This window comes from Ignavibacteriota bacterium, assembly GCA_016707525.1.
Taxonomy (GTDB): Bacteria; Bacteroidota; Ignavibacteria; order UBA10030; family UBA6906; genus JAGDMK01.
Map to the genome: position 1 here is coordinate 463,356 of JADJHP010000003.1, position 11,602 is coordinate 474,957.

The 11,602-nt window shown below is 61.4% G+C and carries 10 protein-coding genes and 1 pseudogene; 2 read left to right on the forward strand and 9 right to left on the reverse strand.

The window, feature by feature from the left end; all coding sequences use genetic code 11:
• Nucleotides 1-5: 5 nt before the first annotated feature.
• The 5 genes from IPI01_07980 to IPI01_08000 form a co-directional block, all read right to left on the reverse strand.
• Nucleotides 6-179 carry a hypothetical protein gene (locus IPI01_07980; GenBank protein ID MBK7257726.1) on the reverse strand — a complete coding sequence of 58 codons (174 nt, stop codon included), beginning with the start codon at nt 177-179 and terminating at the stop codon, nt 6-8.
• Nucleotides 180-222: 43 nt separating this feature from the next.
• Nucleotides 223-627: a hypothetical protein gene (locus tag IPI01_07985; GenBank protein ID MBK7257727.1), complete on the reverse strand. Its 405-nt coding sequence runs from the start codon at nt 625-627 to the stop codon at nt 223-225.
• Nucleotides 620-2,452, reverse strand: coding sequence for a carbamoyltransferase (locus IPI01_07990; protein ID MBK7257728.1), 1,833 nt, complete (start codon nt 2,450-2,452; stop codon nt 620-622). The genes IPI01_07985 and IPI01_07990 overlap by 8 nt, the downstream gene beginning before the upstream one ends.
• A 138-nt stretch (nt 2,453-2,590) precedes the next feature.
• Entirely contained in the window at nt 2,591-5,917 is a 3,327-nt protein-coding gene (carB, locus tag IPI01_07995) for a carbamoyl-phosphate synthase large subunit (GenBank protein ID MBK7257729.1), read from the reverse strand.
• A 207-nt stretch (nt 5,918-6,124) separates the two neighbouring features.
• Nucleotides 6,125-6,532 (reverse strand): hypothetical protein, encoded by a 408-nt coding sequence (locus IPI01_08000; protein ID MBK7257730.1) that lies wholly within the window; start codon nt 6,530-6,532, stop codon nt 6,125-6,127.
• Nucleotides 6,533-6,680: 148 nt separating this feature from the next.
• On the opposite strand from IPI01_08000, the gene IPI01_08005 reads away from it, so the two are divergent.
• On the forward strand, nt 6,681-7,634 hold the full coding sequence (locus tag IPI01_08005; protein MBK7257731.1) for a D-2-hydroxyacid dehydrogenase: 954 nt from the start codon (nt 6,681-6,683) through the stop codon (nt 7,632-7,634).
• A 106-nt stretch (nt 7,635-7,740) separates the two neighbouring features.
• On the forward strand, nt 7,741-9,387 hold the full coding sequence (locus IPI01_08010) for a carbon starvation protein A (GenBank protein MBK7257732.1): 1,647 nt from the start codon (nt 7,741-7,743) through the stop codon (nt 9,385-9,387).
• A 20-nt stretch (nt 9,388-9,407) separates the two neighbouring features.
• Here the strand turns inward: IPI01_08010 and IPI01_08015 are convergent, their stop codons facing one another.
• The 4 genes and pseudogenes from IPI01_08015 to IPI01_08030 form a co-directional block, all read right to left on the reverse strand.
• A complete protein-coding gene (locus IPI01_08015; protein ID MBK7257733.1) occupies nt 9,408-9,755 on the reverse strand; it encodes a YraN family protein in 348 nt (115 codons plus the stop codon).
• A pseudogene (locus IPI01_08020) lies at nt 9,752-10,430 on the reverse strand (ribonuclease HII). The gene IPI01_08015 and the pseudogene IPI01_08020 overlap by 4 nt, the downstream one beginning before the upstream one ends.
• On the reverse strand, nt 10,420-10,857 hold the full coding sequence (locus IPI01_08025; protein ID MBK7257734.1) for a BamA/TamA family outer membrane protein: 438 nt from the start codon (nt 10,855-10,857) through the stop codon (nt 10,420-10,422). Before IPI01_08025 ends, IPI01_08020 begins: the two are co-directional and overlap by 11 nt.
• The gene (locus IPI01_08030) at nt 10,751-11,428 is read right to left on the reverse strand and encodes a BamA/TamA family outer membrane protein (GenBank protein MBK7257735.1); all 678 of its coding nucleotides are present in this window, start codon (nt 11,426-11,428) and stop codon (nt 10,751-10,753) included. Before IPI01_08030 ends, IPI01_08025 begins: the two co-directional genes overlap by 107 nt.
• Nucleotides 11,429-11,602: the final 174 nt, after the last annotated feature.

The following is an 11,602-nucleotide window of genomic DNA, read 5'->3' on the forward strand; positions in this document are numbered from 1 at the left end:
TTCTCTCAGAATAAGGTGTAGATGAACGGCGCGAGCGCAGAGCCGCTCGTGAGCACCACGAGGAGCCCGAGCAGCAGCAGAATGAGGATGATGGGGCCAAGCCACCATTTCTTGCGGACCTTCATGAAGGCCCAGAGCTCGGAGAGGATGGATACACGGCTGTGGGATTTACGGGCCATACCCTTTGCGTCCTTGTCGTGACTGCTGTGCGTGCTTTTCAACTCAGAAGAGATTCTCGAACCGCGAACGGTCCGGCGCCGGTCCTTCGCGCCGTTCCCAATAGGTCGCACTCCCCTTCTCGAACCGCCGCCCGAGCTCATCGCGCCCGAACAGCCTCATCACCAATCCGACCGGCGTCAGCACCAGGATGAAGAAGACCGAAAGCAGGATCCGCGTGTTCACCCATCCGAGCACCCCCGCGAATTTCATCCACCAGAGGTGGGGGAACCGGAGGAGCGAGGGCGCCAGCAGTCCTGTACCACCGAAGACCACGGCCAGAATGGCCCCCACCCACCAACCCTGAGAACCCTTCCAGAAGAGGTACCCTGCCACAAGGGCGAACACACCCAGGAACAGGAGTCCGAATTTCCGCCATTCGCGCGGACCGGTCGGGATCACGTCAATCAAGGGCGAACTCCTTCCGCCAATCGCTGTCGTTCGTCAACGGCTTCTGGTCCTTCTTTGCGAGGATGAAGTTCCCGAGCACGAGATAGTCCATCTCCGTGCGCATGAAACACCGGTAGGCATCTTCGGGCGTGCACACGATCGGCTCCCCGCGTACGTTGAACGAGGTATTGATGATCACGCCGCATCCGGTCCGCTTCTCGAATTCTTTGATCAACCTGTAATAGACCGGATGATCCGCTTCTGCAACGGTCTGGATCCGCGCCGAGTAGTCGACGTGGGTGGCCGCGGGTATGGTCGAGCGGGGCACGTTGAGCTTCTCGATGCCGAAGAGCTTCTCCTGCTCCGCCGTCATCGGAATGCGAAGCGATTCCACCACGGGGGCCACGAGCAGCATGTACGGGCTGTCCACATCCATTGCGAAATAGTCCGGCAGGCGTTCACGGAGCACCGAAGGCGCGAACGGACGGAAGGATTCGCGGAACTTGATCTTCAGGTTCATGGTGGACTGCATGGTCTTCGAACGCGCATCGCCGATGATGCTGCGCGCGCCCAGTGCACGCGGACCGAATTCCATCCGTCCCTGGAACCATCCTACCACCGCACCATCCGCCATGTGGCCCGCCACGCGACCCAGCATATCATCCGTGGTCGTGTGCGTCGACACGGCCCCATACTTCTCGAGTGTTGCCCGGATCTCGTCGTCCGAAAATGCAGGGCCGAGATACGATCCTTTCTGCGCATCCCTTCCCGGCGTCACCGTACGCGCCCCATCGAACCAGGAATGCCATACCGCAAGGGCAGCACCCAGCGCGCCACCGGCATCGCCGGCCGCAGGCTGGATCCAGATATTCCTGAATGGCCCTTCGCGCAACAACCGTCCGTTGCCCACGCAATTGAGCGCAACGCCTCCGGCAAGCACCAGAGAGTCTTCACCCGTCTCTTTGTGCACATGCCGCGCCATGCGCAGCATGATCTCCTCGGTGACCTCCTGCACGCTGCGCGCAAGGTCCATCTCCCTCTGCGTGAGGGGCGATTCCGGCGCGCGCGGTGGTCCGCCGAACAGCGCATCGAACTTCCCACCCGTCATCCTGAGCCGGTGCCCGTAGTCGAAGTACGCCATGTTCATCCGGAACGACCCATCGGGTTTCAGGTCGATGAGGTGGTCGTAGATCGCCTGCACATACGTCGGCTCGCCGTACGGCGCAAGGCCCATCACCTTGTACTCCGCAGAATTGACCTTGAACCCGGTGTAGAAGGTGAACGCAGAGTACAGGAGTCCGAGCGAATGCGGGAACCGGAGATCACCGAGCAGCGTGAGCCTGTTCCCTTCACCGCGGCCATAGCTCGTGGTGGTCCACTCCCCGACACCATCCATCGTCAGGATGGCGGCGCGCTCGAAAGGCGATGGGTAGAATGCCGAGGCGGCATGGGATTCATGATGGTCGGCGAAGAGGAGCTCACCATCAAAGTCGAGTTCCGACCTGATCCGCGAAGGGATCCACAGCTTCTCTTTCAGCCACACCGGCATGGCGGTAAGAAACGAACGGAGACCGCGCGGGGCGTACCCCACAGCGGTCTCCAGAATGCGTTCGAACTTCAACAGCGGTTTGTCGTAGAAGACCACCGCGGCGAGGTCCGCGGCGGTGATCCGTGCCTCCTGCAGGCAGTAGCGGACCGCATGCGAAGGAAAGCCTGCATCATGCTTCACGCGTGTGAAGCGTTCCTCCTGGGCCGCGGCGATGATCTCACCATCCCTGATCAGCGCTGCTGCTGCATCATGATAGTAGCACGAGATGCCGAGGATATATGTAGTGCCGGTAGACATGTCCTATGGTTACGTGCTCACTTCTGTAAGGAACAGTGCCTCTCACAAAGGCGCCAAGGCGCAAAGACATAAGGATGCTTTCCCTTAGCGCCTTTGCGCCCTGGCGAGAGGCACACAAACCCCAGGATCGTGGATCCCCTATACCTGGAACGAGCGGATGAATTCGACGAGGCGTGTGCAGTCCTCGAGCGTTTCCAGCTTGCGCGAACCGCCGCCCTGCCGTGCCAGCTCGTGGTACTCCTGCACGCTCATCACCGAGAACGTCTGATTCTTCATCTGCTCGATGCTCTTCGCCGCCGATGCCGCCGCCGAGAGCGTGGTCAGGAACGGCACACGGTACTCGTACGCCGTACGGCCGATCGCATGCTCGTCCTGGCGCGACACCTGACCGAGGGGTGTATTGATGATGAGCTGCACCCAGCCGTTCCGGATCACATCGATGATGTTGAGCGTCCCTTCGCTGGCCTTGAGCACGGTACGGTTCCGGATGCCCTGCGCCGTCAGGAATGCCGCGGTCCCCTCGGTGGCAATGACCTTGAAGCCGAGCCGCACATATGAACGGACGACGTTGACCGCCCGCGCCTGCTTGTCGTTGTCGTTCAGGCTCACAAAGACCGTCCCGCTCGTCGGGAGTGTCGTCCCTGCGGCCAGTTCCGCCTTCGCAAAGGACGCACCGAAATTGTCCGAGATCCCCATCACCTCGCCGGTGGAACGCATTTCCGGTCCGAGGAAGTGGCGGGCCTGCGGGAATTTGTTGAACGGGAAGACCGATTCCTTGATCGACACGTGCTTGGCCCAGGAGTACCCCTGGATGCCGAGGCCCTTCAGGGTCTTGCCGACCTTGAGTTTCGCGGCGATCTTTGCGAGGGGTACGCCCGTGGACTTGCTGACGAACGGTGTCGTACGCGATGCGCGGGGGTTGACCTCCAGAACACTCACCACACCATTCTGCATCGCATACTGGATGTTCACAAGTCCGACGACGTGCAGCGCGAGTGCGAGGCGGCGGGTGTGCGTGACCAGCTCATGGAGCTGTGCCGCGGTGACCGCGTACGGTGGGAGGACGCAGGCGCTGTCGCCCGAATGCACACCGGCCTCTTCAATGTGCTGCATGATGCCGCCGATGTACACGTCGGTGCCGTCGCAGAGCGCATCCACATCGAATTCAAATGCATCTTCGAGGAACCTGTCCACCAGGACAGGGTGCTCGGGGGAGACGTTCACCGCTTTGCCCATGTACTCCCGGATGCCGTCATCGGAGTAGCAGATCTCCATGGCGCGGCCGCCGAGCACATACGACGGACGGACGAGCACCGGATAGCCGATCCGTTTGGCGATCGCCAGTGCACCATCCAGGTCGAACGCCGTTCCGTACGGCGGACAGGCGATCTTGAGTTCGTCGAGGAGCGCACCGAACCGCTTGCGGTCTTCAGCAAGGTCGATGCCTTCGGTGGTCGTCCCGAGGATCCTGTAGCCGTTCGCCTCGAGCGCTTTCGCAAGCTTCAACGGGGTCTGCCCGCCGAAACTGACGATAAGGCCTTCCGGCTTCTCGAGATCGCAGATGTTCAGCACATCCTCGAGCGTGAGCGGCTCGAAGTACAGTTTGTCGGTGGTATCGTAATCGGTGGAGACGGTCTCAGGGTTACAGTTGACCATGATGGTCTCGTACCCCTCTTCCGCGAGCCCCATCACACCGTGCACACAGCAGTAATCGAATTCGATGCCCTGTCCGATACGGTTCGGGCCGCCGCCGAGGATCATGACCTTCTTGCGGGGGGTGCGGACCGATTCATTCTCCTGCTCGTACGTTGAGTAGTGGTACGGGGTCTCGGCATGGAATTCCGCGCCGCACGTATCCACTGTTTTGAACACAGGAATGACGCCGGCGGCGATGCGCTGCTTCCGCATCGCGGCTTCGTCCGAGCCGCGCAGGACCGCAAGCTGCTTGTCGGAGAACCCGTACTCCTTCGCCGTGCGCAGGAGCACCGGGTCGAGCGCCGGTGCGGCCTTGATCTTCTGCTCCATCACCACGATCTGGCGGATCTGTGCCAGGAACCACGGGTCGATGCCCGTCAACGTATGGAGTTCAGCGTCCGCCATGCCGAGAAGCATACCGTACCGCAAGTAGAAGAGCCGGTCCGGACGCGGGAGAGAAATGAAATCCCGCACCTTGGTCCGCCATGCTTCCTGTTCCGCCGGGGAGAGCTTCGGCGGCTCGCAAAGATCCTTGCCGTCGCTGCCCAGCCCATGCCGGCCCTGCTCGAGCGAGCGGAGCGCCTTCTGCAACGCTTCCTTGAACGTCCGCCCGAATGCCATGGCTTCGCCGACGGACTTCATCTGCACGCCGAGCACTTCATCCACGCCCTTGAACTTCACGAAGTCCCAACGCGGGATCTTGACCACGGTGTAGTCGATGGTGGGTTCGAAGGATGCGGGTGTGAGTTTCGTGATGTCGTTCGAGATCTCGTCCAGCGTGTACCCGACGGCAAGCTTCGTGGCGATCTTGGCGATCGCAAAGCCGGTGGCCTTGGACGCGAGCGCCGAGGAGCGCGACACGCGCGGGTTCATTTCGATCACCAGCCGGCGGCCGTTCTGCGGGTTGACGGCGAACTGAATGTTCGACCCGCCGGTCTCGACGCCGATGGCCCGGATGATCTTGAGCGCATCGTCGCGCATCGATTGATACTCTTTGTCGGTCAGCGTCTGCTGCGGTGCCACCGTGATCGAGTCGCCGGTGTGCACGCCCATCGGGTCGAGATTCTCGATGGAGCAGACGATCACCACATTGTCCTTGAGGTCACGCATGACCTCGAGTTCATATTCTTTCCATCCGATCACCGACTCTTCCAGCAGGACCTCGTGGGTCGGACTGGCTTCGAGGCCGTGCATCACTTTCTCTTCGAACTCGCCCGCGTTCATCGCCGTACCACCGCCCGTGCCGCCGAGCGTGAAGGACGGCCGGATGATGATCGGGAAGCCGATCCTTTTCACGAGCTCTTCCGCTTCTTCGAACGAGTGGACGAATCCACCGCGTGGTGTTTCGAGCCCGGCTTTGTCCATCGTCTCTTTGAACAGCTCGCGGCCTTCGGCCTTTTTGATGGCCTCGAGTTTTGCGCCGATCAGCTCGACGTTATACTTCGCCAGCACACCGCTTTCCGCGAGGGCCACCGCGGTATTGAGAGCGGTCTGGCCGCCCATCGTTGGCAGCAGTGCGTCAGGACGTTCGCGTTCGATGATCTTTTCGACGAACTCCGGGGTGATCGGCTCGATATAGGTCCGATCCGCCAGGTCCGGATCCGTCATGATCGTGGCCGGGTTACTGTTAATGAGGATGACGCGGTACCCCTCGTCACGCAATACTTTGCACGCCTGGGTACCGGAATAGTCGAATTCGCAGGCCTGCCCGATGATGATGGGGCCGGATCCTACAAGGAGGATGGAGTGAAGGTCAGTCCGTTTTGGCAATGAAGGGTGGTCCTGGATGGTTTGTCAAATATACAATAATGGGGGGTTTTCTGCAATGATTCCTGGAAGGCTTTTGAGGTCATGCTTTTGGAAGGAGGACGAAAGAAGGCAGGAAGCGGAACCCCACAGATGGCCGCTGCAACCCATACACATCCCCCGGGTGGTGCAGCGGTCATCGTATTCCGGGTGTGACCGGATCTCTCCGGATCACTTCGCCTTTGGGAGAAGCTCCAATTTCTTGGGAGCGTTCGCTTCTGTGAGCGAGGTGAGGTGGAAGGTGCCATTCATATCTTTTCCGACGGCGATGAAAAACAACCCCTTGGAAAGCTTCGACTTCTCAATTGCCGCGTGGGCGGTCGCGCTTCCCGTGGAATCGAATTTGTAGTACTTCCCACCTGAGAATATCCCGTACCCGCTCTTCACACAATCTTCCATCAGGGCACATTCCTTCGTATGTGCGGCCGCTTTATCCATCACATCCGCTTTCGTGCCGATGGTCGCCGCACATTGCTGGTCAACGACGTACCCGCTCAGCGTCGTGGTGCCGGTTTCCTGTGCGACCACCGTCATCGAGGTCAACAGGAGGAGCATCGAAAGAGCCAGTATCGTTTTCATATCGTTCCCTTACATCGTGAGCATAGAACAACGTTTAGCTGTACCAGTAAGACGCTTGCGCGGGGAGTAACGTTCCATGCCGGGGTGGTAGGGTTGCGTCTTCGCGTAAAACAGGCTATTTTTCGATGAACTATCGGAAAGCGATGCAATGAAGATCGTGGTGCTGGACGGATACACGCTCAATCCGGGCGACCTGAGCTGGGCGCCGCTGCAGGGACTCGGGGATGTGACGGTGCACGACCGCACCCCGGCTGATCAAACACTTGCGCGCGCAGCCGGGGCAGAAATACTCCTCACGAACAAGACGCTCCTGACGTGCCCGACGATCAAAGCACTTCCTTCTCTCCGCTACATCGGCGTGCTCGCAACCGGGTATAACGTCGTGGATCACATCGCCGCTGCGGAGGCCGGAGTTGTCGTAACGAATGTCCCGGCGTACAGCACGATGTCGGTGGCACAGGTGGCCTTCGCGCATATCCTGAATCTGACGCATGGCATGGGGCATCACACCAGCGAAGTGCGCGAGGGGCGGTGGTCATCCTGCGCGGACTTCAGCTTTGCAGACACGCCGCTGGTGGAACTCGCCGGGAAGACCCTCGGCATCATCGGGCCGGGGCGTATCGGAGCCGCAGTCGCAAGAATGGGATTGGCGTTCGGAATGGAGGTGATCGCGTACAGCCGGTCGGGCCGGGTGCCCATGCCGGAGATGAAGCCGGTGTCATTGGATGACGCCTTCGCCCGGAGCGACGTGCTGAGTTTCCACTGTCCGCTGACGCCGGAGACGAAACACATCGCCAATGCGGAACGGCTGGCCATGATGAAGCCCACGGCGTTCCTCATCAACACCAGCCGTGGGCCGCTCGTGGACGAGCGGGCGCTCGCCGCGGCATTGAACGCAGGGGAGATCGCCGGCGCAGGTTTGGATGTGCTCTCCGAGGAGCCGCCGCCGCCCGGCAACCCGCTCCTCACGGCCCGCAACTGTCACATCACGCCCCACTTCGCCTGGGCCAGCACCGCGGCGCGCGAACGGCTCATGCACGAGGTCACGGAGAACGTCCGCGCCTTCATCGCCGGCACGCCGCGGAATGTGATCCCGGGTTGACAGCCGGTGAAACGCGACCAGTTGCCTCATCGTCCGGAATTCAGTAGTATACGTGTGCTTCGGGCCCCACGGCCCGACCCCCTCGCACCCTAGTGGAGATCATCGTATGCTTAACGCCGCACTCTTCGGCGTCCTCGGCGCCGCCTGGTTCATCATTATGTATCGCTGGTACGGCAACGTCATCGACCGGCAGATCATCCATCCCTCTGATGACGTGCCCACGCCCGCCCACACACTCAAAGACAATATCGATTACGTACCGACACAACCCGCGATCCTGTTCGGGCACCATTTCTCCTCGATAGCCGGAGCGGGACCGATCGTGGGACCGATGCTGGCGTACTCGCTCTTCGGTTGGCTGCCGGCGCTCCTGTGGGTCCTGCTGGGTTCGGTATTCATCGGTGCCGTGCATGACTACACCGCGATGATGATCTCGGTCCGCCACAAGGGCGTGTCCATCGCCGACATTGCCGAGCAGCATGTTTCACCCATTGCCCGGTGGATCTTCTCCGCGTTCCTCTGGCTCGCACTTGTCCTGGTCATCGCGGTCTTCGCGGTCTTCACCGCGCAGACCCTGGCACAGGAGCCGGCGATCGTCATCCCGACCGTTGGCCTGATGCTCCTTGCCGTTGCCTTTGGCATCGGCGTCTATCGCAAGGGGCTGAACGTCTGGGTGGGAACGGCGATCGCGCTCGTGATCCTTGCCGGGCTGGTCGTCCTTGGCAACTACTATCCGATCCCTGCGAGTTATGACTTCTGGCTCGTCCTCTCGCTCATCTATTGCTTTGTTGCGGCAACACTTCCGGTATGGGTTCTTCTCCAGCCGCGCGACTATCTCTCCATGTACCTCCTTGTGGCAGGACTTGCCCTGGGGTTCATCTCGTTGATCGTCATGCATCCGACCATCAATGGCCCGGCATTCACCGGCTTCGACAGCGCGAAGGGCCCGCTCTGGCCGATCCTCTTCATCACCGTCGCTTGTGGGGCTGTCTCCGGGTTTCACTCGGTGGTCTCCAGCGGAACCTCTGCGAAGCAGTTGAGGCGGGAAAGTGACGGCCGCAAGGTCGCTTTTGGCGGGATGCTGACTGAAGGGGCGCTCGCCATGCTGGTGATACTGCTGATGGCCAGCGTGCTGTACTGGGCCGCCCCTGCTGCTGGCGAGACACCGGGATTCGTGTTCCAGTCATTGCTCTCCGAGAAGGGGCCGAACATCACGTTCGGAACAGCGATGGGGCGGGTGATGGAGAGCATCGGGATCCCGCTTGTGTACGGGATCGCGTTCGGCGTGCTGATGCTGAATGCATTCATCCTGACCACACTGGACACCTGCGCACGGCTCACGCGGTTCATCGTCAGTGAGACCGCCGGCCGCAAGGTTCCCGTCCTCGCGAACAGGTATGTCGCAACCCTCATCGGCCTTGTGGCTGCCTACTTCCTCACCACCGGGCACAGCGGCGAGACTCTCTGGCCCGCCTTCGGTGCCGCGAATCAGCTTATCGCCGCCCTCTCACTCCTCGTTGCCAGCGCCTATGTGTTCGGATTCAAGGGGCGCACGGCGTTCACATTGATCCCGGGCATCTTCATGCTTGTGACCATCGAGGGAGCCCTGTTCTACCAGCTCGTGTGGCAGTATATCCCCACGGGGAATGTCTCACTCGGCATCGTCGCGGCCGTTCTGATGGCCCTCGGCCTTATCATCGCATTCGAAGTCTACAAAAGGTTCAACCGCCCTGCACAAGCAGTCGCGGCCTGATCGCTCAGGCACGGACCATCTCAGCGGAACGCATCCCGGAGGAGCCGGATCTCCGGCTCCCCGGCATACAGGCGAATGGCAACCACGTCGAAGCGGCATACACGGTCGTGCAGGCCACGCACCGTGATGTACCCGAGCGCGATCTTCCGGATCTGCCGTTGTTTCAGCGCGGTCACGGCGAGCTCGGGAGCCCCGTACCTGTCGTTGGTGCGCGTCTTGACCTCGCAGAACACCAGGACATCCCCCTCCTCGGCGATGATGTCGATCTCACCGTGATGGAACCTGTAGTTCATCTCCAGGATCCTGAAGCCTTCACGGACGAGGAATGCACGGGCGAGTTGCTCTCCATACCCCCCCGGACCATTCACGCTGCGCCGTCCCCTTCCACGATCGTGACCTCTTCCTGTGACCGGACGCCGGCCAGGATCCCGGACAGAAATGTGATCCGGTGGATCGCGCACGGGCCGTGCGCAAGGATCGCCGCGCGGTGCTGCGCCGTGCCGTACCCTTTGTGCCGCGCGAATCCATAGGCCGGATACAAACGGTCATAGTCGCACAGGAGCCTGTCGCGCGTGACCTTGGCAATGATGGACGCGGCGGCAATGGAGTGCGACAGGGCATCGCCGTCCACGATCGTGGTGAATGGAATGCCCGTGCCCGCGAATCGGTTCCCATCCACGAGGACGTGCCCGGGGTGACGCTCCAGCGCCGCCAGCGCCTGGTGCATCGCGCGGTAGGTCGCTTGCAGGATGTTGATGCTGTCGATCTCTTCATGGCCTACAATACCGGTGCCCGCGGCGACCGCGGAAGCGAGGATCGCGTCGTACAATGCCTCCCGTTTCGCGGCCGTGAGCTTCTTTGAATCATCCACGCCGGGAATGAAGAACCCCTCCGGGCAGGATGACCGCAGCGGCAACGACCGGCCCCGCGAGCGGGCCGCGGCCCGCCTCATCAACGCCCGCCACAAGCTTCACACCTCGTGCATACAGCTCGTTCTCATACTGCAGCGTCGGGCCTGTCCGCTTGCTCTTCTCAGAAGTCACCGATCACCCCCACATGGATCTTCCCCTGGGCGAATGAATCACCTTTGCCGAGGGCGAAACTCACACCCATATTCCCGAGCGGCGTGTCGAACCGCAACCCGAGTCCGTAGCCATAGTGAAAGGCCTCGGTGGAAGGCAGCGCGGTGCGCGTGTCGCCGGGCCGGAAATAGTATCCCGTATCGATGAAGCCGTACACGAACGATCTCCGCCCGAGCAGGAAGCGGTACTCCGTGTTCGTCCACGCCACACGGGAGCCAAGGAACTGATTCTCCCTGTATCCCCGGAGCGTCTGTGCGCCACCGAACCTGTACATCTGACTTTCATCCACGCCACCGCCCTGCGCCTGACGCCCGTGCACACCCACGGCGATCACCTGTCGTGCGAACGGCGAGACGTACACTTCGAGGTCCAGGCCGAATCGTTGCACGTTGGCATCGACACCCGGGGCGAACGCCGTCGCGGCAATGCGTTTGCGCGCATAGTGATAATCCGCGCGGTAGCGTGCGCCACCCTCCAGGGCTATAGCTATCGTCCCGTGTATCGTACAACACCTCCGCGCCGCCGCCGAGCGAGGAACTCCGGGGAACCCGCGCCGTCACGGTATCGGATGACGGGATGACGCTTTCGGTCGTGCCGGACAGGCTGAGCGAGAGTTCTTCCGACGCCATCAGCTCGACGGTGAATGTCCCCGCCTGCCGTACATACGTGCTGTCCTGCCGCCGTTGCTGAAAATCCGCGCCTGCGTTGACCGGGAAACCGAACAGCCAGGGCTCGACGTACCCCACCGACAGGTCCTGCGAGAACCGGTCCTCTTTCTGCCACCGGAGGTTCATCTTGCGACCGGTACCAAAGAGGTTCCTCATCCCGATCGTGACCATGCCTGTGAAGTATCCCGCATCGCCGGGGTTGAGGCCGGGCGCATACCCCGCGATCCCGTCAAAGGTGTTGGTCTTCCCTTCTTCGACGCGCAGGAGCAGACCTCCCCAGGTCCCGACCATGTAAAGTTCGGGTTCATCCACCCGCGAAAGATGGAAAGCCGGTTGAGTCGCGAGCGGATGGCCGCGACGCGTTCGGGATGATACACCTCGCCCGCCCCGATGCGGGTCTCGCGCAGGATCACGCCGTCTTTGTCTCTTTGTTCCCCTCCACCTCACCTCGTCGATGACGACGCG